This window comes from Pseudomonas asgharzadehiana, from assembly GCF_019139815.1.
GTDB classification, from domain to species: domain Bacteria; phylum Pseudomonadota; class Gammaproteobacteria; order Pseudomonadales; family Pseudomonadaceae; genus Aquipseudomonas; species Aquipseudomonas asgharzadehiana.
In genome coordinates this window covers 5,151,230-5,174,956 of record NZ_CP077079.1, presented here as the reverse complement: position 1 = coordinate 5,174,956, position 23,727 = coordinate 5,151,230, and the positions used below count along the sequence as shown (strand labels likewise).

Here is a 23,727-nt window from a genome sequence, read left to right as displayed (position 1 = left end):
AGCCGAATTTAGCGATTAAGGAGTGTTGGGGTGTCGAGTACTGATGATGAGCAACTGGCCGAGTTCAAGGACTGGTGGCAGCGTAACGGCAAGCCTCTGGTTACCGGCGGTCTGCTGGCTTTAGTGGTGGTGTTCGGCTGGCAAGCCTGGCACAAGTATCAGGCCAACCAGTCCCAGGGCGCCTCGATCCTCTATCAGCAACTGCTGGAAACCACGCTGACGCCTAGCGGCAAGCCCGATCCGGCGCAAGTTGCGGACCTGGCCGGCAAGCTGAAAAACGAATTCGGCGGTAGCACCTACGCCCAATACGGTAGCCTGTTCGTCGCGAAAGTTGCGGTCGACACCGGTAAGCTGGATGACGCTGGCGCAGAACTCAAGGCAATCGCTGACAAGCCAGCCAACCCGACCCTGGGCGAAATCGCACGTCAGCGTCTGGCCCAGGTACTGGCGGCACAAAATAAGGCTGACGAAGCACTCAAACTGCTCGACGGCGATGCGGACAAGGCATTTGTAGCCACTCGCGAAGAGCTCAAGGGCGACCTGTTGGTCCAATTGGGTCGTACCGACGAAGCCAATGCTGCGTATAAAAAAGCCAAGGCGGCGCTGTCTGATGAAGCGGCGGTCGGTGGCTTACAAATCAAGCTGGACGACTTGGCCAAAGGGGATGCGTGACGTGATCCGTTGGAAACATGCAGCATTGCTGGCTCTGGCCGTTCTGGCCGCGGGTTGCAGCAGCAACAGTAAAAAAGAACTGCCACCGGCGGAGCTGACCAGTTTCAAGGAAGAAGTGGTCCTGCAAAAGCAGTGGAGCCGCTCCATCGGTGACGGTCAGGGCGAAACCTACAACATGTTGGTACCGGCAATCGACGGTGACAACATTGTGGCCGCTGACGTGACCGGCGTGGTGATCTCCATGGATCGCATGAACGGCGACGTCAAGTGGAAGAAAGACCTCGAGTTGCCAGTGTCCGGCGCCGTAGGCGTGGGTTATGGCCTGGTGATGGTCGGCACGCTGAAAGGTGAGGTCGTAGCCCTGGATTCCAGCACCGGTGAAGAGAAATGGCGCGCTCGCGTGACCAGTGAAGTCCTCGCGCCGCCTGCCACCAACGGCGATATCGTCGTGGTACAAACTCAGGACGACCGTGTCATCGGCCTGGATGCCAGCACCGGCGAACAGCGTTGGTTGTACGACAGCACCCCTGCGGTGTTGACCCTGCGCGGTACCAGTGGTCCGGTTGTGACCAACAATCTGGCCGTTGCAGGCCTGTCGACCGGTAAAGTGGTCGCCCTGGACACCCAGAACGGCGTGCCGGCCTGGGAAACCCGTGTGGCCATCCCGCAAGGTCGTTCGGAACTGGATCGCGTCGTGGACATCGATGGTGGCTTGCTGCTGTCGGGTGAAACCCTTTATGTCGCCACCTACCAGGGCCGCGTTGCCGCGCTGGACCTGCAAAGCGGCCGCGTCAATTGGCAGCGTGATGCTTCCAGCTACGCCGGTGTCGCCCAAGGGTTTGGCAGCGTCTACGTCAGCCTGGCGTCCGGCACCGTTGAAAGTGTCGACGAGCGTTCCACCACTGCATTGTGGAGCAACGACTCCCTGGCTCGCCGTCAGCTGTCGGCACCGGAAGTATTCTCCAGCTACGTGGCGGTCGGCGACTTCGAAGGCTACCTGCACCTGCTGAGCCAGGTGGACGGTCGCTTTGTAGGTCGTGAGCGTATCGACAGCGACGGCCTGCGTGCGCGTCCGCTGGTGGTGGGTAACATGCTTTATGTGTATGGCAACAGCGGCAAGCTGGAAGCCCTGACCATCAAGTAAGAACGATGCTTGGGGTAACACCCAGGCGGCCCTGCTTCGGCGGGGCATGCGGCATCTGACGATGCTGCCCCGAGCACCAGCCGCTGCCTTGCAGCGGCTTTTGTATTTTCTGAAATAACGAAGTGGAGAGCCGCATGGTTCCCGTAATCGCCCTGGTGGGCCGACCTAACGTCGGCAAGTCCACCTTGTTCAACCGCCTGACCAGGACTCGCGACGCCATCGTCGGCGACTTGTCCGGTCTGACCCGTGATCGCCAATACGGTGAGGCAAAGTGGCAAGGGCGCTCCTATATTATTGTCGACACTGGGGGTATCTCCGGTGACGAGCATGGCATGGACGAAAAAATGGCCGAGCAGTCGCTGCTGGCCATTGAAGAAGCCGATGTCGTGTTGTTCCTTGTGGACGCCCGTGCGGGCTACACCGCTGCCGACCAGATGATTGGCGAGCACCTGCGCAAGCGCAACAAGCGTTCCTACTTGATCGCCAACAAGATCGATAACATCGATCCTGAGCAGGCCCGTGCCGAATTCAGCCCGATGGGCCTGGGCGACGCAATCCCTATCGCTGGCGCCCACGGTCGCGGCATCACCCAAATGCTGGAAATTGCCCTGCGCGATTTCCCCAAGGATGACGCTGAGGAAGAGGAAGGCGAGGAAGAGATCGTTGCCGAAGGTGAGGAAGCCAAGCGCATTCCTGGCCCAAGTGAAAAAGACGGCATCAAGATCGCCATCATCGGCCGCCCGAACGTCGGCAAGTCGACCCTGGTCAACCGCATGCTCGGTGAAGACCGCGTCATCGTCTATGACCAGCCCGGCACCACTCGCGACAGCATCTACATCCCGTTTGAGCGTAACGACGAGAAGTACACGCTGATCGACACCGCCGGTGTGCGCAAACGCGGCAAGATCCACGAGGAAGTTGAAAAGTTCTCCGTGGTCAAAACCCTGCAAGCGATCAAAGACGCCAACGTGGTGATCTTCGTGATGGATGCCCGCGAAGGCGTGGTGGACCACGACCTCAACCTGCTGGGGTTTGCCCTGGAAGCCGGTAGGGCGTTGGTAATCGCGATCAACAAGTGGGACGGCATGACGCCGAGCGAGCGCGATTTCGTCAAGATCGAGCTGCAGCGTCGCCTGTTCTTCGTTGAGTTTGCCGATATCCACTTTATCTCGGCCCTGCACGGTACCGGCGTGGGCAACCTCTACGCGTCCGTGCAGAACTCGTTCAAGTCCGCGGTGACCCGCTGGCCGACCAACCGCCTCACCCAGATCCTGGAAGATGCGGTCGGCGAGCACGCGCCGCCGATGGTCAACAACCGCCGGATCAAACTGCGTTACGCCCACCTGGGCGGTGCCAACCCGCCGATTATCGTGATCCACGGTAACCAGATCGAGAAGGTGCCCAAGTCCTACGTGCGTTATTTGGAAAACACCTACCGCCGTGTCTTGAAACTGGTCGGTACGCCGATCCGTATCGAGTTCAAGGGTGGCGAGAACCCATACGAAGGCAACAAGAACACACTGACCGACCGTCAGGTGAACAAGAAGCGTCGTTTGATGACTCACCACAAGAAGGCCGACAAGAAGCGCCGCGATAAGAAATAGCAGCCGCTTCACGTTAAGCGACACGCTGCAAGAGAGGGCTCCCTTGGAGCCCTTTTTTGTGTCCGGTGGTTTGTCGCTTGACCCGCTTGCAGCTTGCAGCTTAAAACTTGCAGCTCACCCGAAGGGGGCTCCCATGATCACCAGCAAGCTGCCGAATGTCGGCACGACTATTTTCACCACCATGTCACAACTCGCCGCCGAAACCGGCGCGCTCAACCTGTCCCAGGGGTTCCCCGACTTCAATGGCCCCCAGGGTTTGCTCGACGCCGTGGGCAAACACGTTGCCAGCGGCCATAACCAATATTCCCCGATGACCGGCCTGCCGGCGTTGCGCCAGCAGGTAGCGGCCAAGATCGCGCGCAGCTACGGCGCCACGGTCAATGCCGACACCGAAGTGACCATCACCCCCGGCGCCACCGCCGCGATTTTCTGTGCGATCCAGGCCGTGATTCGAAGCGGCGACGAAGTCATCGTGTTCGACCCCAGCTACGACAGCTACGAGCCTTCGGTGGAACTGGCCGGGGGCCGGTGCGTGCATGTGCAACTGAGCCTGCCGGGCTTTGCGCTGGACTTCGAGCAGATCCAGGCCGCGCTGTCGCCCCACACGCGCATGATCATCCTCAACACGCCGCACAACCCCACAGGCGCGCTGATCAGCCGTGCCGAGCTGGACCAACTGGCCGACCTGATCCGTCACCGTGACATCTACCTGGTCAGCGACGAGGTCTACGAACACCTGGTATTCGATGGCGTGCCTCATGTCAGCGTGCTGGCTCACGAAGAGCTGTATCAGCGTGCTTTCGTGGTCAGTTCGTTTGGCAAGACCTACCACGTCACCGGTTGGAAAACCGGCTACGTCGTCGCGCCGCCCGCGCTCACCGCGGAACTGCGCAAGGTGCACCAGTACGTCAATTTCTGCGGCGTGACGCCATTGCAGTTCGCGCTGGCCGACTTCATGGCCGACCACCCGGAACATGTCGACGAACTACCGGCGTTCTACCAGGCCAAGCGCGACCTGTTTTGTGACCTGCTGGCGCCGTCGCGTTTCAGCTTTGTGCGGGTTACCGGTACCTACTTCCAACTGGTGGATTACTCCCGGATTCGCCCGGACCTGGACGACGTGGCCATGTCGCTGTGGATGACCCGTGAGCACGGCGTGGCCACTATCCCAGTCTCGGTGTTCTACCAGAACCCACCCCAGGGCCAGCGCCTGGTGCGTCTGTGCTTCGCCAAACGCGAGGAGACGCTGCGACAAGCAGCTGAAAAACTATGCGTGATCTGAGTGCACTGCCGAATCTGAATATTGCTTTGATCCAGACCACATTGGCCTGGCACGACCGCCAAGCCAATCTTGATCACTTCGAGTTGCTGCTGGCACAGGCCAAAGGCGCCGATTTGATCGTGCTGCCGGAGATGTTCACGACCGGGTTTTCCATGGCGTCGGCCGCCCTGGCCGAGCCTGAAAACGGTCCGACCCATGTTTGGCTCCAAGCCCAGGCGGCAACGTACAACGCGGTGATCACTGGCAGCGTGATCATCCAGGCTGCCGACGGCAGTCACCGCAACCGCCTGCTGTGGGCACGGCCGGATGGCGAGGTGTTGCACTATGACAAGCGCCATCTGTTCCGTATGGCGGGTGAACACGATCACTACACCCCCGGCGAGCGCCAGGTGCAGGTCGAGTTGAAGGGCTGGCGCATTCGGCCGCTGATTTGCTATGACCTGCGCTTCCCGGTGTGGAGCCGCGATGCCCAGGATACGGACCTGCTGTTGTACACCGCCAACTGGCCGGGCGCGCGGCGTCAGCACTGGAACCGTCTACTGCCGGCGCGGGCGATTGAAAACCTGTGCTATGTGGCGGCGGTGAATCGGGTGGGCACGGACGGCAAAGGCTTTGCCTATACCGGCGACAGCCAGGTGCTGGATTTCCAGGGCGAAACCTTGCTGAGTGCGGGGGAGGCGGATGGGGTGTTCCAGGTGATGCTGGATGCGGCCGAGTTGTCTGCTTATCGCAGCCGATTCCCGGCGAACCTGGATGCCGATAGCTTTCAGTTTGTCTGACAGACCGCTATCGGGGGCAAGCCCCTCCCACACCTTGATTTGTGAATATATTCAAAATGTGGGAGGGGGCTTGAACCCGATGAGGCGCTATCAGGCAACCCAAATCTGAAACTCAATAAAAAGGCCCCTGGATTCTCAGCCAGGGGCCTTTTGCATTGCGACGATAGCTTACGCCGCCTTCGTCGCTTCTTGCTGGCTCAACGAACGATTCAGTGCGCTGAACAGCGCCTTGAAGCTGGCGGTGGTGATGTTTTCGTCAATGCCCACACCGTGCACCGGGCGTTCGCCATTCACGCGCAGCTCGATATAGGCCGCCGCCTTGGCGTTGGTGCCCGCGCCGATCGCATGTTCGTTGTAGTCCATGATCTCCACGCCAATCGGCAAACCGGCCACCAGCGCTTCCAGGGCGCCGTTGCCTTTGCCTTTCCAATGCAGGTTGGTCTCGCCCTGGCCCTTGCCGGAAACTTCCACCTCGACAAAACTGTTGCCGTTCTCTTCCTGCAAGCGATGGCTGACCAGCGCGTACGGGGTGTTGGCTTGCAGGTACTCGCGTTGCAGCAAGGCGTAGATCTGCGGTGCAGTCATTTCCAGGCCCACGCGGTCGGTTTCGGCCTGTACCACCTGGCTGAACTCAATCTGCATGCGACGCGGCAAGCTGATGTCGTATTCCTGCTCCAGCAGGTAGGCGATACCGCCTTTACCCGACTGGCTGTTCACACGAATCACTGCTTCGTAGCTGCGACCGATGTCGGCCGGGTCGATCGGCAAGTACGGCACTTCCCACAGGGCATCGTCTTTCTGCTGGCTGAAACCTTTGCGGATGGCGTCCTGGTGGGAGCCGGAGAACGCGGTGTGCACCAGGTCGCCGACGTACGGGTGACGCGGGTGCACCTGGATCTGGTTGCACTCTTCAACCACTTTGCGCACGCCATCGATGTCGGAGAAATCCAGCTGCGGGTCGAGGCCCTGGGTGTACATGTTCAGTGCCACGGTCACCAGATCGACGTTGCCGGTGCGCTCGCCATTGCCGAACAGGCAGCCTTCGACACGGTCGGCGCCGGCCATCAGGCCCAGCTCGGTGGCGGCTACGCCGGTGCCACGGTCGTTGTGGGTGTGCAAGCTGATGATCACGCTGTCACGACGGTTGATATGGCGACCGAACCACTCGATCTGGTCGGCATAGATATTCGGCGTTGCGCATTCGACAGTGGCCGGCAGGTTGAGGATCATCTTGTGCTCAGGCGTCGGGTTCCACACCTCGATCACTGCATCACAGACTTCCTTGGCGAATTCCAGCTCAGTGGCGCTGAACGTTTCCGGGGAATACTCGAACGTCCACTGGGTTTCCGGCTGCTGGGCGGCGTATTTGACGAACAGCTTGGCGGCGTTGACCGCGATGGCCTTGATGCCATCCTTGTCCTGGTTGAACACAATACGGCGGAACGACGGCGACGTGGCGTTGTACAAGTGCACGATGGCTTTTTTGGCGCCGCGCAGGGATTCGAACGTACGCGCGATCAAGTCTTCACGGCCCTGGGTCAGCACCTGGATGGTGGTGTCCTCGGGGATGTGGTTGTCTTCGATCAGGGTACGCACGAAGTCAAAGTCGGTTTGCGACGCAGCGGGGAACGAGGCTTCGATTTCCTTCACGCCGACGGCAACCAGGGTCTTCCAGAAGCGCAGCTTTTTCACCGCGTCCATCGGCTCGATCAGCGACTGGTTGCCATCACGCAGGTCGGAACTGCACCAGATCGGCGCGGTGGTGATGGTTTTGGATGGCCAGGTGCGGTCCGGGATGTCGATAGTCGGGAACGCACGGTACTTCGAAGACGGGTCTTTGAGCATGCTCATCGGGAAATCCTTTGTTGTAGGGCCGAGAAAAGGCGGCCTGCCGTAGAACTGTTGTTTGGGGATAAAGCTTGGGGACGAGGCAGATCGATTCAGCCTGGCAGTCGTGCGCTGACGAGGCACAGGCTGCGGTGCTGGCGAAGCTGAATGAGGGTGTGAGAGGTTTTCATAAGCTCAACCCTAACCGTCGGGGTGAAAGATGGCAAGCAGTCGCTAAAAATTGAGAGAAGTTCTTTTATATTCGTGAGAAACGGGATTTTATGGTTTGGAATTGCTTGGAGGCTAGATTAAATTGCGCGTCGGTTATCCAGCGCGCAATCGCTTCATTCAAGGTTGGAACGCCCCGATGAAAATCGCCGGGTCGACCCGCGCATCGTTCAGGCTCACATTCCAGTGCATATGGGGGCCGGTGGCGCGGCCAGTCGCGCCGACCTTGCCCACCACCGTACCGCGTACCAGTTGCTGGCCCACCTTCACGTCGATCTTGGACATATGGCAGAACATGCTGATAAAGCCCTGGCCGTGGTCGACGAATACGGTATTGCCGTTAAAGAAGTAGTTACCCACCAGGATCACCTTGCCGTTCGCCGGGGTCTTGATCGGTGTTCCCGCCGGCACCGCAAAATCCAGTCCCGAATGCGGGTTGCGTTCTTCGCCATTGAAGAACCGGCGCACACCGAACTTGCTCGACAGCGGCCCGTTCACCGGCTTATCCAGCACCAGATTGCTCGGCAGGTTGGGGCTGAAGCTGCGATAGGCCTTGATCTGCACCGCCAGTTCCGCCTCGATGCGCTTGAGTTGCGCGGGGGCCGGGTTGACCTGGCTTTTGTTCTTCAAGGTGATGCGCTGTTCCGGGTATTTCTTGTAGCCGACGATAAACGGCAGGCTGCGCCCGCCACTGCTGATGCGCTCGTTACCCGGCTTGACGCTCAACGGGATGCCGACAATCGCCAGCCAATTGTCCTGCTCCTTGACCACCAGCACCGGTTTGCCCTGATAGCTGGCCTTGGGCGCGCCGGCCGAAGGCCCGAGGTCGACCACTGCAACGCCCCCCGGCACCGGTTTGTTCAAGGTGCGACTGATGTAGCTATCGGCATGCGCGTTAAAGGCCAGGCACAGCAGCAGCAACAAACTTAAGAAACGTGGCATCAATCAATCCAATAACGAAAGGGTGACGGGTGTGAGGTGGTTGTCTTCCACCCGCACTTGCAATTGGCCTTCGCCGAGACGCGCGGTGAGGCGCTGGCCGGTGTGGGTTTGCGCCGCGTTGCGGATGGCCTGGCCCCGTTCATCCAGCAGGATGCTGTAGCCACGGCCCAGGGTTGCCAGCGGGCTGACCACCTGTAGCGTCTGCACCTGGCTTTGCAGTTGCAGGCGCCGTGCCTTGAGGCCTTCGCGCATGGCGCGGGGCAGGCGTTCGGCAAGGCTGTCCAGGCGCTGGCGCAGCAGGGCCAACTGGCGGCCAGGGTGCTGACCGGCAAGGCGGGTTTCCAGGCGGATCAAGCGTTCGCGGCGGGTATTGAGGCTGCGCTCGAATGCTCGGCGCAGGCGCATGTCCAGATCGTCCAAGCGCTGAGCCTGCTGGCGCAGGCGCTCGCCGGGGTGGCGCAGGCGACGCGCCATGCCTTCCAGGCGCAAGCGGTTGTGGGCCAGGCGATTGCGCATCAGCATCACCAGGCGGCGATGCAGGTTTTCCACCTGGCGCACGAGGTGACTGGCGTCCGGCGCCAGCAGTTCAGCGGCGGCAGACGGGGTGGGCGCGCGCACATCCGCCACGAAGTCGCTGATGGACACATCGGTTTCATGGCCCACGGCGCTGACGATCGGGGTGACGCAAGCATCCACCGCGCGCGCCACGGCCTCTTCGTTGAAGCACCAGAGGTCTTCCAGCGAGCCGCCGCCACGCGCCAGGATCAGCGCGTCAAAGCCACGCGCATCGGCGAGTTTCAGCGCACGCACAATCTGCGCGATTGCTTCGCGGCCTTGCACGGCCGTCGGGATCAGAGTCAGTTCAATGTTCGGCGCGCGGCGGCGGAACACACTGATGATGTCGCGTATCACCGCACCGGTAGGCGAGCTGATAATGCCGATGCGCCGAGGGTGGGCCGGCAGCGGCACCTTGCGCTCGGCACTGAACAGGCCTTCGGCGCTGAGCTTTTCCTTCAACGCATCGAAGGCCAGGCGCAGTGCGCCGTCACCGGCCGGCTCCACGGTGTCGAGGATCAGTTGGTAATCGCCACGGCCTTCGAACAGCGAGACCTTGCCGCGCACTTTCACCGCCAGGCCATCCTTCAGCGCCTGGCGCACCCGGGCGGCGTTATTGCGAAACAGGGCGCAACGCACCTGCGCACCGCTGTCCTTGAGGGTGAAGTACACGTGGCCGGAGGCCGGGCGGGCGAGGTTGGAGATCTCGCCTTCGACCCAGATATTGGTGAATACGTCTTCCAGCAACACCCGCGCACGGCCGTTGAGTTGGCTGACAGTCAGGACTTCGCGGTCCAGGCCCAGGCGGGCAAAGGGGTCTTTAATCATGGGCGGCAGTTTATAGGCATTCGCGCAAGGTTTGGCAGAATTGCTCCACCAGCGGGCCCGGTGCCTGCTGGCAGGCCAGCGCCACGGTGCTCAGGCAGTCCGGGTCGGCCAGGGGTAAAAAACGCACATTGGCGGGGGCGATGTCCTGCATGGATTCTGGTAACAAGGCTATGCCGAAACCGGCCTGGATCAGTTGCAACTGGGTGGTCTTGCGCGACATGACGCGCGCCGCCTTGGGGAAAAATCCGGCACGCATGCACAGTTCAGCCGACAGATAGCTCAGGCCACCGCGCTGGGGGTGAGGGATCGAGATAAACGCCTCATCCTTGAGTTGCCCCAGTTCGATGGGCTTGTCGGTGTGTGATAACGGGTGATTCGACGGCACCGCCAGCAACACCTGTTCGCTATATAAAGGCAATACGCTCACCCCCTCGCGCTGGCGCAACACCGGCAAGCGCAGCAGGCCGATTTCCAGGCGGCCCTCGGCGATCTCTTCCAACTGGGCTTCGGAGGACAATTTGACGATATTCATCGACACCTCGGGGCAGCGTGCCAGCCAGGTACTGATGCCCTGCAACAAACGACCACTCATCGGCACGGTGCTCGAATGGCTGAGGCGCAGGGTGCCGAGCTGGCCATTGCCGACTTGGGTAGCCAGTTCGCTGGCCTTGAGCAACTCACTCAGCAGGTTGCGCGCCCGTGGGTAAAAGGCTTCGCCGGCGGCGGTCAGGCGCGGTTGGCGCGCGGTGCGCTCGAACAGCGGTGTTTGCAGCTGGGTTTCGAGGGCCTTGATTTGCCGGCTCAGGGCCGATTGCGCCACGAACAGGCGTTCGGCGGCCGTGCTGAAGCTGCCACTGTCGGCGATTTCGACGAAGTAGCGCAGTTGGCGGGTGGAGATCACGCGTCATGCCTTTTCGAGATGGGTAGATGGCTTTAAAGATATTAGTCGCATCGCTCGTTGATGGCTAAAGTAAAGGCCGTCTCTTTCAAGGAATGACCCATGAGCCCGGTTGAACTGATGAGTCAGTGGTCGTTTGGTGGTACGGATTGGCTGGTAATCGGCCTGGGTGTGGTGGTGGCGTACATCGTGTTCGGTATCGCCGGCTTCGGTACGGCGCTGGTGGCCGGGCCTGTCTTGATTCTGTTCATGCCGCTGTCGAAGATCATCCCGTTGCTGGTATTGCTCGATTTTGTCGCAGCCTTTGGCGGCCTGCTGCAAACACGACGGGATGTGAACAAAGCGGAGCTGCTGCGCCTGTTGCCGTGCATGGCCATCGGTTGCACATTGGGCGTGGTGTTTTTGCTCAACCTGCATTCAGACCTGTTGCTGCTGTTGATGGGGCTGTTTATCACCGCCTATGCCCTTTACACCCTGGCGGTGAAAGCGCGGCCGACGCAATTGGCGGCGGCTTGGTCGATCCCCATGGGCACTGTCGGCGGGTTGTTTGGTGCGCTGTTCGGCAGTGGTGGCTTTTTATATGCGATCTACCTGAACAGCCGCCTGCCCAAGGATGCGGCGCGGGCGACGCAAAGCGCGCTGATCAGTTGCAGCACAGTGGTGCGCCTGAGCTTGTTCCTGATTGCCGGGGTGTACGCTGATTTGCCGCTATTGATGTTGGCGCTGTGCCTGCTGCCGGCGATGGCCGTGGGGTTGTGGTGCGGGCGCAGGTTGACGATGCGCATGTCCCGTGAAGCGTTTGTACGGTTGGTGACATGGCTGGTGCTGGCCAGCGGCATTGCGTTGATCGGGCGGTATTTGAGTACTTGACCTGTGTGGGGCAGGGATTAAGCTGCCTACCCCCGATGGCGTCAGCAGCCACACCGCAGGACTCCCATGAACTCCCAAAGTATCCTTGTTCCGAAAATCTCCACCTTGCCCGTCCATGAACCCCGCGCCCGGGCGATCGTGCGCTGGCTGGTGCGCAAGAACATCATCAAGGAAGAACTGACCACCTGCGGGCGCACCGGCAACCGCATGGCCTACGCCTTGGCTGACGGTGCCCGCGCCGTGGTGCTGTACCCCGAGGCGCTGCCGTTCAATGAACCGGTCAACGGCCTGGAGATCATCTATAAGCGTTGCATCTATACGCCGGCCAAGGGCTTTCTCGAAGAGGCCGGCTGCCCGGAGTGCCGCAAGGAAGTGGGTGAAGCGCTGTTCGAAAGCCTGGAAGACTGGATGCCCGGCCACACCGATAACTTCACCTGCCCGCTGTGTGGGCATGAAGATGACATCAACGGCTTCCTGTTCCTGCAGGAGTGCGGGTTTTCCAACCTGGGATTTATCTTCAACAACTGGGCGGAGGCCGGTTTCAAGCAGAGCTTTATCGACGAATTTGCCGATTGGCTGGACCAGAAGATCAGCTGGGTCAAAGTCGAGCTTTAATCCATCTATCAGTATTACCAAGTTTGTCAGAGTTTTACATTGAGCCCGACAGGGTGCATGTATATAATGGCGCGCTTCCATTTTCCCGCTCGGGAGCCCCCGCGATGCTGCGTATCAGCCAAGAAGCTCTGACATTCGACGACATTCTCCTAGTGCCCGGTTATTCCGAGGTGCTTCCTAACGAAGTCAGTCTCAAGACCCGCCTAACCCGTGGCATCGAGCTGAATATTCCCCTGGTTTCCGCTGCGATGGACACCGTTACCGAAGCCCGCCTGGCCATTGCCATGGCGCAGGAAGGCGGTATCGGGATCATCCACAAGAACATGACCATCGAGCAGCAAGCTGCCGAAGTGCGCAAGGTCAAGCGTTACGAAGCCGGTGTGGTGAAAGATCCGATCACCATCGAGGCCGACGCCACTGTGCGTGACCTGTTCGACCTGACCCGCCTGCACAACATCTCCGGTGTTCCCGTGCTGCACGATGGCGACCTGGTCGGCATCGTCACTTCCCGTGACGTGCGTTTCGAAAACCGTCTTGAAGTCACCGTCCGCGAAGTGATGACGCCCAAAGAGCGTCTGGTCACTGTCAAGGAAGGCGCCGACAAGAACGATGTGCGTGAACTGCTGCACAAGCACCGCATCGAGCGCGTGCTGATCGTCGACGACAAATTCGCCCTCAAAGGCATGATGACTGTCAACGACATCGAAAAAGCCAAGGCTTACCCGCTGGCCAGCAAGGATGACCAAGGTCGCCTGCGCGTGGGTGCTGCCGTCGGTACCGGTAAAGACACCGGTGACCGCGTTGCCGCGCTGGTTGCCGCCGGTGTGGACGTGGTAGTGGTCGACACTGCCCACGGCCATTCCAAAGGCGTGATCGACCGCGTGCGCTGGGTCAAGCAGAACTTCCCAGAGGTGCAGGTGATCGGCGGTAACATCGCCACCGGCGCTGCCGCCAAGGCCCTGGCCGAAGCCGGCGCCGATGCAGTCAAGGTCGGTATCGGCCCAGGCTCGATCTGCACCACGCGTATCGTCGCCGGTGTAGGCGTGCCGCAAATCAGCGCCATCGCCAACGTCGCCGCAGCCCTTGAGGGCACTGGCGTGCCATTGATCGCCGACGGCGGCATCCGTTTCTCCGGTGACCTGTCCAAGGCCATCGTGGCCGGTGCTTCCTGCGTGATGATGGGCTCGATGTTCGCCGGTACCGAAGAGGCGCCGGGCGAGATCGAACTGTTCCAGGGCCGTTCGTACAAGGCTTACCGTGGCATGGGTTCGCTGGGCGCCATGTCCCAGGCCCAGGGCTCGTCCGACCGTTACTTCCAGGACTCCTCGGCAGGCGCCGAGAAGCTCGTACCGGAAGGCATCGAGGGCCGTGTGCCGTACAAGGGCACCCTGAGCGCCATCATCCATCAACTGATGGGCGGCCTGCGTTCTTCGATGGGTTACACCGGCAGCGCCAACATCGAAGAAATGCGCACCAAGCCAGAGTTCGTACGGATCACCGGCGCCGGCATGGCTGAATCCCATGTCCACGACGTGCAGATCACCAAGGAAGCGCCAAACTACCGCGTAGGTTGAGGCTTCCAGCAAAATGTTAAGTAACCGGGGCTGTTCTTCAGCCCCGAGTTGTTTCTGATTCATTAGACGAGACTGACTTCATGGCCCTCGACATTCACGCCCACCGCATCCTGATCCTCGACTTCGGTTCCCAGTACACCCAGCTGATCGCTCGCCGCGTGCGTGAAATCGGTGTGTACTGCGAACTGCATCCGTTCGACATGGATGACGAAGCGATCCGCGAATTCGCACCTAAAGGCGTCATCCTCGCCGGTGGCCCCGAGTCCGTGCACGAAGCCAACAGCCCGCGTTGCCCGCAAGCCGTATTCGACCTGGGCGTACCGGTGTTCGGCATCTGCTACGGCATGCAGACCATGGCCGAGCAACTGGGCGGCAAGGTCGAAGGCTCCGAACTGCGTGAATTCGGTTATGCCCGTGTCGACGTGGTCGGCAAGAGCCGCCTGCTGGACGGCATCGAAGACCACATCGACGCCGACGGCCTGTTCGGCCTCGACGTGTGGATGAGCCACGGTGACAAGGTCACCAAAATGCCGGAAGACTTCCACATCCTGGCCAGCACCCCGAGCTGCCCGATCGCCGGCATGTTCAGCGACGAGCGTCGTTACTACGGCGTGCAGTTCCACCCGGAAGTGACCCATACCAAGCAAGGCGGCCGCATCCTGTCGCGTTTCATTCTCGACATTTGCGAGTGTGAAGCCCTGTGGACCCCGTCGAAGATCGCTGAAGACGCCATCGCCCAAGTACGCGCCCAGGTCGGCACCGACAACGTATTGCTCGGCCTGTCCGGCGGCGTTGACTCCTCCGTGGTTGCCGCGCTGCTGCACAAAGCCATCGGCGACCAACTGACCTGCGTATTCGTCGACAACGGCCTGTTGCGCCTGCACGAAGGTGAGCAAGTGATGGCCATGTTCGCCGAGAACATGGGCGTCAAGGTGATTCGCGCCAACGCCGAGGACCAGTTCCTCAACAACCTGGCTGGCGAGTCCGACCCGGAGAAGAAGCGCAAAATCATCGGCCGCACCTTCATCGACGTATTCGATGCCCAGTCCAACAAACTGGACAACATCAAATACCTCGCCCAGGGCACCATCTACCCTGACGTGATCGAGTCGGCCGGCGCCAAGAGCGGCAAGGCCCACGTGATCAAGTCCCACCACAACGTGGGCGGCCTGCCTGAGGAAATGAACCTCAAGCTGGTAGAACCGTTGCGCGAACTGTTCAAGGACGAAGTCCGCCGCCTTGGCCTGGAACTGGGCCTGCCGTATGACATGGTCTACCGCCACCCATTCCCGGGCCCTGGCCTGGGCGTGCGCATCCTGGGTGAAGTGAAGAAGGAATACGCCGACCTGCTGCGTCGCGCCGACCACATCTTCATCGAAGAACTGCGCAAGGCCGACTGGTACCACAAAGTCAGCCAGGCGTTCGTGGTGTTCCAGCCAGTGAAGTCCGTTGGCGTTGTAGGCGATGGTCGTCGTTACGCGTGGGTCGTGGCCCTGCGTGCGGTGGAAACCATCGACTTCATGACCGCGCGCTGGGCGCACCTGCCGTATGAACTGCTGGAGACGGTCAGCGGCCGGATCATCAATGAGATCGAAGGTATTTCGCGCGTGACGTATGACGTGTCGAGCAAGCCGCCGGCGACGATTGAGTGGGAATGATTCTGTCTCGACCCTGCCAACGGGTGCAGCGCTAGGTTCTCAATAGCGCTGTAAGGGGGTTATCCAATGCCAGTCAGTCACGCTGACTGGCATTTTTGTTTCTGGGTAAAAACCCTTGAGCGGTAAAGGCTGGCGTAGGTATTAGAGAAACTTTTGCGGAGCAGGGTTTCCCGCCGCCGGAATGGCAAAGATTGTCACCGTCGCGCCACATCCGAAAAATAAAACTTATCCAACGTATGCCGCGACTCGGTGTACTCGAATTGCCGTCCATCCTGCAAAAACGTCTGGTTACTCACCACGATCACATGACTTTGCCCTTCAAGGTCCAGGTGCGCCTGGTCGTCCTTGCTGCGGGGCAGGGCTTCGATGGTGCGTTGGGCGTAGCTGATTTGCAGTTGCAAGGTTTGCTCGATAAACGCGTAGATCGACTGTTCGGCAATCGTCTGGTCCAGCCCTGGGATCAGGTCGGCGACGAAGTGGTTGATGTCAAGGATCACCCGTTTGCCGCCGATGCGTCGTACGCGTTTGATGCGCGTGATGAGGGTGCCGGGTTCGGCCTCGATGTGTTGCAGCAGCGAACCTTCCAGTGGGAGTTGGGTGAACTCCACCACTTCGGTGTGTACGTCATCGCCCAGGTCGGCGTGGGTTTCGTGGAAGCTGACGATGCCGCCCAGTTGAAATTCGATCGGGTTGGGGGACAGCACGAAGGTGCCTTTGCCGTGGATCTTTTGCGCAAAACCACGCTCCTGCAACTGCTCGATGGCCCGGCGTACGGTGCCTCGGCTCGCCTGGTAGGTGTCCATCAGTTCGGTTTCGGAGGGAAGGCGCGTGCCACGCTGCAGGCGTTCAGTGGTGATGCTGGCAAGCAGATCCGTATAGATCTGGTTGTATTTGCTCATGGGGATGGCTCTGTGCCCGACTTTGGTGAAGGTGGTTGCGCGTTCAGGCAGGAACCTTAGTGGTGCCGCTCGCGTTTGTCCATTAGACCCACGCATATCGATCAGCCTGCGAAACGCAGAATTTCAAACTCGTACAGACGAGTTGTTGCTTTAACTCGTACAGACGAGTACTTTTGCTCTCGGCGTGCTGCCAATGACTGCCCTCAAATAAAAAAATCAAAGTGGAAACCAAGCATGAGCCACGACTATTCGAACATTGCCCGCGAGATCCTCGGAAACCTCGGGGGCCGCGACAACCTTGAGCAAGCCGCCCACTGCGTGACCCGCCTGCGCCTGGCGCTCAAGGACCCGGGCCTGGTCAATAACAGCGCGTTGAACCAGGTTGATCTGGTCAAAGGTTCGTTCTTCACCGGCGGCCTGTTCCAAGTGGTGATCGGCCCTGGCGAGGTGGAAAAGGTCTACGCCGCCCTGCGCGAACAGACCGGCCTGGCGGCGTCCACCATTGCCGACGTCAAGAAAGCCGGTGGCGACAAGACCAACCCCATGCAGCGTCTGGTGCGGGTGTTTTCCGACGTGTTCATGCCGATCCTGCCCGCGCTGATCATTGCCGGCCTGCTGATGGGCATCAACAACCTGATGGGTGCCAAGGGCATGTTCATCGAAGGCAAGACGTTGCTTGAGGCCTACCCGAACCTGGATGGCCTGTGGAGCCTGATCAACCTGATGGCCAACACCTCGTTCGTGTTCCTCCCGGCGCTGGTGGGCTGGTCGGCGGCCAAGCGCTTTGGCGGCAGTGAAATCCTCGGCATCGTGCTCGGCCTGATGCTGGTACACCCCGACCTGCTCAACGCCTGGAACTACGGCAAGGCAGTGGCTGGGCTCGACGGCCAGAGCCTGCCGTACTTCGATATTTTCGGCTGGTTCAAGATCGAAAAAGTCGGCTACCAAGGCCAGATTCTGCCGATCCTGATGGCCGCCTATGTGATGAGCGTGATCGAGAAATGGCTGCGCGCCCGGGTGCCGAATGCCATTCAACTGCTCGTCGTGCCGATCACGACCATCGTCGTCACCGGCGTGCTGGCGCTGGCGATCATCGGCCCGGTGACCCGCCATCTCGGCATCCTGATCACCGAAGGCGTGGTCACCTTGTTCGATTTGGCGCCGATGGTGGGCGGGGCGATTTTCGGCCTGCTGTACGCGCCGCTGGTGATCACCGGCATGCACCACATGTTCCTGGCCGTGGACCTGCAATTGATCTCCACCCAGGGCGGCACTTTTATCTGGCCGATGATCGTGATGTCCAACCTGGCCCAAGGCAGCGCCGCGCTTGCGGTGTTCTACATGACCCGCAACGCGCGGGACAAAAGCATGGCCTCCACGTCAGCAATCTCCGCTTATTTCGGCATCACTGAGCCGGCGATGTTCGGGGTAAACCTGCGCTTCAAGTTCCCGTTTTATGCGGCCCTGGTGGGCTCGGCACTGGGCAGCATTTTCCTGTCGCTGAACAAGGTGCAGGCCTCGGCCATCGGCGTGGGTGGCTTGCCAGGGTTTATCTCGATCGTGCCGGGTGCCATCCCGATGTTCGTGATCGGCATGGTGGTGGCGATGGTCGTGCCGTTTGCGCTGACGTGCATGTTGAGCATGAAGATCGTGCGGCCTGGGTATCGGGTTGCCTGATCTACCGCCATTGGGGCGAGCCCCCTCTCACAGGTTGGAATGCATTTCAAAACGGTGGGAGGGGGCTTGCCCCCGATGAGGCCCTCAAAGCCAACACACCACCCACTCAAGGAACCCACCATGCAAAACTGGCAACACTCGGTGATCTACCAGATCTACCCCAAAAGCTTCCACAGCCACGCGGGTAACGCCACCGGTGACCTGCTGGGCATCGTGGACAAACTCGACTACCTCCAATGGCTGGGCGTGGATTGCCTGTGGATCACCCCGTTCCTGCGCTCGCCGCAGCGCGACAATGGCTACGACATCAGTGACTACTACGCCATCGACCCCAGCTACGGGACCATGGCCGACTGCGAGTTGCTGATCCGCGAAGCGGCCAAGCGCGGCATCAAGCTGATGCTCGATATCGTGGTCAACCACACCTCCGTCGAACATGTGTGGTTCCAGCAAGCGCGCAGCAGCCTCGACAACCCGTACCGCGACTTTTACATCTGGCGCGACCAACCGAACAACTGGGAATCCAAGTTCGGCGGCTCGGCCTGGGAGTACGAGGCGCAAACCGGGCAGTACTTTCTGCACCTGTTCGATCACACCCAGGCAGACCTCAACTGGGACAACCCGAAGGTGCGCGCCGAGGTGTTCAAGCTGATGCGTTTCTGGCGCGATAAAGGCGTGGGCGGTTTCCGCCTGGACGTGATCAACCTGATCTCCAAGCCTGCCGACTTTCCAGAAGACAGCAGCGACGGCCGCCGCTTCTACACCGATGGCCCCAACGTGCATGAATACCTGCAAGAGATGCACCGCGAAGTCTTCGAAGGTCATGAGTTGATCAACGTCGGCGAGATGTCCTCTACCAGCCTGGAACACTGCATTCGCTATTCGAACCCAGCGTCGAAAGAGCTGTCGATGACCTTCAACTTTCATCACCTGAAAGTGGATTACCCCAACCTGCAAAAGTGGGTGAAGGCCGACTTCGACTTCCTCCAACTCAAACGGATTTTCTCGGACTGGCAACAGGGCATGCAGGCCGGCGGCGGTTGGAACGCGTTGTTCTGGTGTAACCACGACCAGCCGCGAGTGGTCTCGCGCTTTGGCGATGACGGCGAATACCGCGTGGTCTCGGCCAAGATGCTCGCCACGGCGCTGCACTTCCTCCAGGGCACACCGTTTGTGTACCAGGGCGAAGAGCTGGGCATGACCAATCCGGGGTTTAACAGCATCGAGCAATACCGCGATGTGGAAACTCTGAACATCTTTCGTCTCAAGCGTGATGCCGGTGAGTCCGAGGCGTCGAGCATGGCGGCGATCATGCAGAAGTCCCGCGACAACGGGCGCACGCCGATGCAGTGGAGTGCGCAGCCCAATGCCGGTTTCAGCAGCGGTGAACCGTGGATCGGCATTCCGGCCAACGCGGCGCGGATCAACGTCGACAGCCAGCGGGATGATCCGGACTCGGTGCTGCATCACTACCGTGCGCTGATCGCCCTGCGGCGCCACGAACCGCTGATCCAGGCAGGCATTTACCGCGAACTGCTGCAAGACCACCCCCAGGTCTGGGCGTACCTGCGCGAAGGCGCCGCCGAGCGCCTGCTGGTGCTGAACAACTTTTATGGCCGGCCCTGCGAAATCCAACTGCCCGATGGTGTGATCGGCGCGGCGAGCGAGCAGCGCCTGTTGATCAGCAACTACCCCGATTGCCCGTTGCGCACGCGCACTGTGGTGTTGCGTCCGTATGAGTCCTTTGTGCTTCACCTCAAGCACTGACACCCGTTGTAAACCCCGTATGGGAGTGCGGGGCGCTTGACCCAAAACATAATAAAAATATCGGAGTGCTTCATGAAAACAACAATAAAGCTGGGCCTCGTTGCATCCTGCCTGAGCCTGCCGTTCGGCGCTCAGGCCCTGGAATTTGCCGGTTACTTGCGTAGCGGTGCAGGCACTTCGACAGGCAGCGGCCCGCAGCAGTGTTTCCAACTGCCGGGGGCGCAATCCAAATACCGTCTGGGCAACGAATGCGAGCAATACGGCGAACTGGAGTTGCGCCAGGACCTGCTCACGCTCGACGACGGCTCGGTGCTCAGCGTCGACGCCATGGCCTCGCTCTACAACAAGTACGACCGGGAGCTGAAGTTCCAGGGCGAGGACAACGGCTCGGCGCGCATGCCGCAGATGTACGCGCAATGGTCGAACCTGCCCGCCCTCAACGGCGGTTCGCTGTGGGCCGGTCGGCGTTACTACAAGCGTAATGACATCCATATCTCCGATTTCTACTACTGGAACCAGAGCGCCACGGGCGGCGGTATCGAGGACGTGCTGATCGGCGATCTCAAATACAGCTACGCGATTTCGCGCAAGGACAACCTGTACCAGAAGGAATACGCCACCCGTCATGACTTCAACGTCGCGGGTTTCAAGACCAACCCCGGCGGCGAGTTGGAGCTGGGCGCCAGCTACATCGAAAGGGCCGGTGGGCGCGACACCCACAGCGGCTGGGCCCTGACCGCGCAGCATGTGCAAAAGCCGTTTCTGGGCGGCAAGAACAAGTTCGCCCTGCAGTACGGCGAAGGCCCCGGTACCGGCCTTGGGTACACCGGCAATACCTTCTTGGACAAGAGCAGCAAAAGCTACCGCGCCGTGGAGTTTTTTGACTGGCAGGTAACCCCACGTTTCGGTGGCCAGATCGAGGCCGTATACCAGAAGGACATTCGTCCCGGCAGCCAGGACCAGACCTGGATGTCGCTCGGCGTGCGCCCGGCGTATGCGGTCAGTGAACAATTCAAACTGGTTGCCGAGTTGGGCCATGATCAAGTCGACGCCAGCGGCGGTACACGCAAGCTGAGCAAATTTACCTTCGCCCCCACCTGGTCGCCCAAAGGCCCGGATTTCTGGGCCCGGCCGGAGGTGCGCGTGTACTACACCTATGCGACCTGGAACGAAGCGGCCAAACGAGCGGCGAATGAACTGGCGGCGGGTTCGGCGTTGTCCGACACCGGTTCCTACGGCACCGCGCGGCATGGCTCGAACTTCGGTGTGCAAGTCGAATACTGGTGGAAATAAAGGCGGGCGGGGTAAGCCCCTCCCACAGCCGCTCCCTGTATTCACGGGATGTGAATCCGCCCAATGATTTTTACGGAACAAAACAGCAGGTGACCTCCATGACCCCATCTAAACCCTTGGAATTGCTGGCGCCCTTGTCGGGTGTGCTGCTGGAGCTGGGTCAGGTGCCCGACCCGGTATTCGCCAGCCGCATGATCGGCGACGGCCTGTGCATCGACCCCACCTCGCAGACACTCTGTGCGCCGTTGGCTGGCGTGATCAGCAACATCCAGGACACGGGGCATGCGGTGAGTATCACCGACGACAACGGTGTGCAGGTGCTGCTGCATATCGGCCTGGACACGGTGAACCTGGCGGGCAAGGGCTTCACCCGATTGGTCGAAGAGGGCCAGAGCGTGGAAGCCGGGCAGGCGTTGATCGAATTCGAGGCCGACTATGTGGCGCTAAATGCCCGCAGCCTGCTGACGTTGATGCTGGTGGTCAGCGGCGAACCGTTTACGCTATTGGCCGACGATGTGGTGGAGACCGGCCAGCCGCTGCTGCGGTTATCCCCCATTGAAGCCCTTGACGCGGTGGACGAGGAGGAGGGCGACGCACTGTTCTCCAAGCCGCTGACCTTGCCCAACGCCAACGGCTTGCACGCGCGCCCTGCGGCGGTGTTCGCCCAGGCGGCGAAGGGCTTCAACGCGAGCATCTACCTGCACAAGCAAACCCAGAGCGCCAACGCCAAGTCGCTGGTGGCGATCATGGCGCTGCAAACCGTGCAGGGTGATACGTTGCAAGTCAGCGCGGCGGGGCAAGATGCCGACGCGGCAATCACGGCATTGGTCGCGTTGTTGCTGCAAGGGTGCGGCGAGCCCGTCGTCGCACCCGCTGCGGTGGTTGCACCGCTGTTGTCGTCGACCTTGCTGACGGGCGTGTGTGCTTCGCCGGGTTCGGCGTTTGGCCAAGTGGTTCAAGTGCGTGAGCCCGAGCTGAACATTATCGAAGAGGGCACCGGTGAAGCCGCCGAACGCGCTGCGCTGGAACGCGGCCTGCGCGCCGCAACCGAGGCATTGCAAGCCTTGCAAAACCAAGCTGCCGGCAGTGCCCAGGCAGAGATTTTCCGCGCTCATCAGGAACTGCTCGAAGACCCGACGTTGCTGGAGCAAGCCCATGCGCTGTTGGCCGCTGGCAAGAGTGCCGCATTTGCCTGGCGCAGCGCCACGCAGGCCACCGTCAAACTGTTCCAGGGCTTGGGCAATACGCTGATCGCCGAGCGCGCTGCAGACCTGGCCGATGTCGGCCAGCGCGTACTCAAGCTGATCCTCGGTATTCAAGACAGCGCCTGGGATGTGCCCGAATGCGCGATCCTGGTGGCCGAACAGCTCACCCCCTCGCAAACCGCCAGCCTGGATACCCGCAAGGTGCTGGGCTTTGTCACCGTCGGCGGCGGCGCGACCAGCCACGTGGCGATCCTCGCCCGCGCCCTCGGCTTGCCGGCCATTTGTGGTGTGCCGGTTCACGTCTTGGCCCTGGCCAATGGCAAGCAGGTGCTGCTCGATGCCGACAAAGGCGAACTGCACCTGGACCCGGACCTGGCTGAGATCGAACACTTGGAAGCCGCGCGCCAACAGCAGGTTGTACGACACCAGCGTGATCTGGCGCAGGCGGCATTGCCGGCCACCACCCGCGACGGCCATCACGTGGAAATCACCGCCAACGTCGCTTCGTTGCAGGAAGTGCAGCAATCCCTGACTCTCGGCGGTGAGGGCGTGGGCCTGTTGCGTTCGGAATTCCTCTACCTGGACCGCAACCGCGCGCCGAGCCCCGACGAGCAGGCCGGCACTTACACCGCGATCGCCCAAGCCCTGGGCGCCGGGCGTAACCTGGTGGTACGCACCCTGGACGTCGGTGGCGACAAACCGTTGGCCTACGTGCCCATGGCGGCCGAGACCAACCCGTTTCTTGGCCTGCGCGGCATTCGCTTGTGCCTGGAGCGACCGGAACTGCTGCGCGAACAGTTTCGCGCGATCCTGGCCAGCGCCGGTTTTGCGCGGTTGCACATCATGTTGCCGATGGTCAGCCTGCTGTCGGAGCTGCAGCTGGCGCGCGAGATCCTTGAAGAGGAAGCGCTGGCGCTGGGGCTCAGTGAGTTACCGAAGCTGGGCATCATGATCGAAGTACCGTCTGCCGCGCTGATGGCGGATGTCTTCGCGCCCCATGTGGATTTTTTCTCCATCGGCACCAATGACCTGACGCAATACACCCTGGCCATGGACCGTGACCACCCACGCCTGGCCAGCCAGGCCGACAGCTTTCACCCGGCCGTGCTGCGCCTGATCGCCACCACCGTCACGGCGGCCCGCGCCCATGGCAAGTGGGTCGGCGTCTGTGGAGCACTGGCCTCCGAAGCCCTGGCCGTGCCGGTATTGATTGGGCTGGGGGTGGATGAGCTGTCGGTCAGCGTGCCGTTGATCCCCACTATCAAGGCCGCCGTGCGGGAGTTGGCGCTGGCCGACTGTCAGGTCATCGCCCAGCAGGTGCTGGGCCTTGCGGAGGCGGCGCAGGTGCGTGAGGCGTTGCGCGTCTATCACGCGGCCACCGTCGAACCATCACCTGTGCTGGAGAACTGA

Annotated in this window: 18 protein-coding genes; 13 read left to right on the top strand and 5 right to left on the bottom strand. The window is 60.9% G+C overall.

What is annotated here, in order from left to right; translation table 11 throughout:
• Nucleotides 1-30 precede the first annotated feature (30 nt).
• From KSS96_RS23485 to KSS96_RS23465, 5 genes are all read left to right on the top strand, one after another.
• Entirely contained in the window at nt 31-672 is a 642-nt protein-coding gene (locus KSS96_RS23485; RefSeq protein WP_017530012.1) for a YfgM family protein, read from the top strand.
• A complete protein-coding gene (gene bamB, locus KSS96_RS23480) occupies nt 665-1,816 on the top strand; it encodes an outer membrane protein assembly factor BamB (RefSeq protein WP_017530011.1) in 1,152 nt (383 codons plus the stop codon). The genes KSS96_RS23485 and bamB overlap by 8 nt, the downstream gene beginning before the upstream one ends.
• Before the next feature lie 134 nt (nt 1,817-1,950).
• Nucleotides 1,951-3,420: a ribosome biogenesis GTPase Der gene (gene der / locus KSS96_RS23475; protein WP_017530010.1), complete on the top strand. Its 1,470-nt coding sequence runs from the start codon at nt 1,951-1,953 to the stop codon at nt 3,418-3,420.
• 133 nt (nt 3,421-3,553) lie between these two features.
• A complete protein-coding gene (locus KSS96_RS23470) occupies nt 3,554-4,702 on the top strand; it encodes a pyridoxal phosphate-dependent aminotransferase (RefSeq protein ID WP_065876685.1) in 1,149 nt (382 codons plus the stop codon).
• Complete coding sequence (locus KSS96_RS23465) at nt 4,690-5,481, top strand: amidohydrolase (protein WP_068936957.1); 792 nt, start codon at nt 4,690-4,692, stop codon at nt 5,479-5,481. Before KSS96_RS23470 ends, KSS96_RS23465 begins: the two co-directional genes overlap by 13 nt.
• Nucleotides 5,482-5,649: 168 nt before the next feature.
• Here the strand turns inward: KSS96_RS23465 and leuA are convergent, their stop codons facing one another.
• The 4 genes from leuA to KSS96_RS23445 all read right to left on the bottom strand — a co-directional run bounded on the left by leuA (nt 5,650) and on the right by KSS96_RS23445 (nt 10,762).
• The gene (gene leuA, locus KSS96_RS23460; protein WP_217855351.1) at nt 5,650-7,332 is read right to left on the bottom strand and encodes a 2-isopropylmalate synthase; all 1,683 of its coding nucleotides are present in this window, start codon (nt 7,330-7,332) and stop codon (nt 5,650-5,652) included.
• A gap of 324 nt (nt 7,333-7,656) precedes the next feature.
• Nucleotides 7,657-8,478 carry a M23 family metallopeptidase gene (locus tag KSS96_RS23455; RefSeq protein ID WP_017530006.1) on the bottom strand — a complete coding sequence of 274 codons (822 nt, stop codon included), beginning with the start codon at nt 8,476-8,478 and terminating at the stop codon, nt 7,657-7,659.
• Between the two features lie 3 nt (nt 8,479-8,481).
• The gene (xseA, locus tag KSS96_RS23450) at nt 8,482-9,861 is read right to left on the bottom strand and encodes an exodeoxyribonuclease VII large subunit (protein ID WP_017530005.1); all 1,380 of its coding nucleotides are present in this window, start codon (nt 9,859-9,861) and stop codon (nt 8,482-8,484) included.
• 10 nt (nt 9,862-9,871) lie between these two features.
• Complete coding sequence (locus tag KSS96_RS23445) at nt 9,872-10,762, bottom strand: LysR family transcriptional regulator (protein WP_065876682.1); 891 nt, start codon at nt 10,760-10,762, stop codon at nt 9,872-9,874.
• 99 nt (nt 10,763-10,861) lie between these two features.
• On the opposite strand from KSS96_RS23445, the gene KSS96_RS23440 reads away from it, so the two are divergent.
• From KSS96_RS23440 to guaA, 4 genes are all read left to right on the top strand, one after another.
• The gene (locus KSS96_RS23440) at nt 10,862-11,629 is read left to right on the top strand and encodes a sulfite exporter TauE/SafE family protein (protein WP_017530003.1); all 768 of its coding nucleotides are present in this window, start codon (nt 10,862-10,864) and stop codon (nt 11,627-11,629) included.
• A 66-nt stretch (nt 11,630-11,695) separates the two neighbouring features.
• The gene (locus KSS96_RS23435) at nt 11,696-12,244 is read left to right on the top strand and encodes a hypothetical protein (RefSeq protein ID WP_017530002.1); all 549 of its coding nucleotides are present in this window, start codon (nt 11,696-11,698) and stop codon (nt 12,242-12,244) included.
• A gap of 104 nt (nt 12,245-12,348) precedes the next feature.
• On the top strand, nt 12,349-13,818 hold the full coding sequence (gene guaB, locus KSS96_RS23430; RefSeq protein WP_017530001.1) for an IMP dehydrogenase: 1,470 nt from the start codon (nt 12,349-12,351) through the stop codon (nt 13,816-13,818).
• 80 nt (nt 13,819-13,898) lie between these two features.
• Complete coding sequence (gene guaA / locus KSS96_RS23425; protein ID WP_015885725.1) at nt 13,899-15,476, top strand: glutamine-hydrolyzing GMP synthase; 1,578 nt, start codon at nt 13,899-13,901, stop codon at nt 15,474-15,476.
• Between the two features lie 194 nt (nt 15,477-15,670).
• On the opposite strand, the gene treR is transcribed toward guaA, so the two are convergent.
• The gene (gene treR, locus KSS96_RS23420; protein WP_017529999.1) at nt 15,671-16,375 is read right to left on the bottom strand and encodes a trehalose operon repressor; all 705 of its coding nucleotides are present in this window, start codon (nt 16,373-16,375) and stop codon (nt 15,671-15,673) included.
• Nucleotides 16,376-16,609: 234 nt separating this feature from the next.
• On the opposite strand from treR, the gene treP reads away from it, so the two are divergent.
• The 4 genes from treP (at nt 16,610) to ptsP (ending at nt 23,727) form a co-directional block, all read left to right on the top strand.
• Nucleotides 16,610-18,052, top strand: a complete 1,443-nt coding sequence (gene treP / locus KSS96_RS23415; protein WP_017529998.1) for a PTS system trehalose-specific EIIBC component — start codon at nt 16,610-16,612, stop codon at nt 18,050-18,052.
• Between the two features lie 120 nt (nt 18,053-18,172).
• A complete protein-coding gene (gene treC / locus KSS96_RS23410) occupies nt 18,173-19,819 on the top strand; it encodes an alpha,alpha-phosphotrehalase (RefSeq protein ID WP_065876678.1) in 1,647 nt (548 codons plus the stop codon).
• A gap of 72 nt (nt 19,820-19,891) precedes the next feature.
• Nucleotides 19,892-21,112, top strand: a complete 1,221-nt coding sequence (locus KSS96_RS23405; protein ID WP_017529996.1) for a maltoporin — start codon at nt 19,892-19,894, stop codon at nt 21,110-21,112.
• A gap of 98 nt (nt 21,113-21,210) precedes the next feature.
• Nucleotides 21,211-23,727, top strand: a complete 2,517-nt coding sequence (gene ptsP, locus KSS96_RS23400; RefSeq protein ID WP_217855350.1) for a phosphoenolpyruvate--protein phosphotransferase — start codon at nt 21,211-21,213, stop codon at nt 23,725-23,727.

Coding starts and splice junctions, on each gene's coding strand:
- KSS96_RS23440 (WP_017530003.1), top strand. CDS start 10,862: ATGAGCCCGGTTGAACTGATGAGTCAGTGGTCGTTTGGTGGTACGGAT.
- guaA (WP_015885725.1), top strand. CDS start 13,899: ATGGCCCTCGACATTCACGCCCACCGCATCCTGATCCTCGACTTCGGT.
- treR (WP_017529999.1), bottom strand. CDS start 16,375: ATGAGCAAATACAACCAGATCTATACGGATCTGCTTGCCAGCATCACC.
- treP (WP_017529998.1), top strand. CDS start 16,610: ATGAGCCACGACTATTCGAACATTGCCCGCGAGATCCTCGGAAACCTC.
- ptsP (WP_217855350.1), top strand. CDS start 21,211: ATGACCCCATCTAAACCCTTGGAATTGCTGGCGCCCTTGTCGGGTGTG.
- KSS96_RS23405 (WP_017529996.1), top strand. CDS start 19,892: ATGAAAACAACAATAAAGCTGGGCCTCGTTGCATCCTGCCTGAGCCTG.
- xseA (WP_017530005.1), bottom strand. CDS start 9,861: ATGATTAAAGACCCCTTTGCCCGCCTGGGCCTGGACCGCGAAGTCCTG.
- KSS96_RS23470 (WP_065876685.1), top strand. CDS start 3,554: ATGATCACCAGCAAGCTGCCGAATGTCGGCACGACTATTTTCACCACC.
- guaB (WP_017530001.1), top strand. CDS start 12,349: ATGCTGCGTATCAGCCAAGAAGCTCTGACATTCGACGACATTCTCCTA.
- leuA (WP_217855351.1), bottom strand. CDS start 7,332: ATGAGCATGCTCAAAGACCCGTCTTCGAAGTACCGTGCGTTCCCGACT.
- KSS96_RS23435 (WP_017530002.1), top strand. CDS start 11,696: ATGAACTCCCAAAGTATCCTTGTTCCGAAAATCTCCACCTTGCCCGTC.
- bamB (WP_017530011.1), top strand. CDS start 665: ATGCGTGACGTGATCCGTTGGAAACATGCAGCATTGCTGGCTCTGGCC.
- KSS96_RS23455 (WP_017530006.1), bottom strand. CDS start 8,478: ATGCCACGTTTCTTAAGTTTGTTGCTGCTGCTGTGCCTGGCCTTTAAC.
- treC (WP_065876678.1), top strand. CDS start 18,173: ATGCAAAACTGGCAACACTCGGTGATCTACCAGATCTACCCCAAAAGC.
- der (WP_017530010.1), top strand. CDS start 1,951: ATGGTTCCCGTAATCGCCCTGGTGGGCCGACCTAACGTCGGCAAGTCC.
- KSS96_RS23465 (WP_068936957.1), top strand. CDS start 4,690: ATGCGTGATCTGAGTGCACTGCCGAATCTGAATATTGCTTTGATCCAG.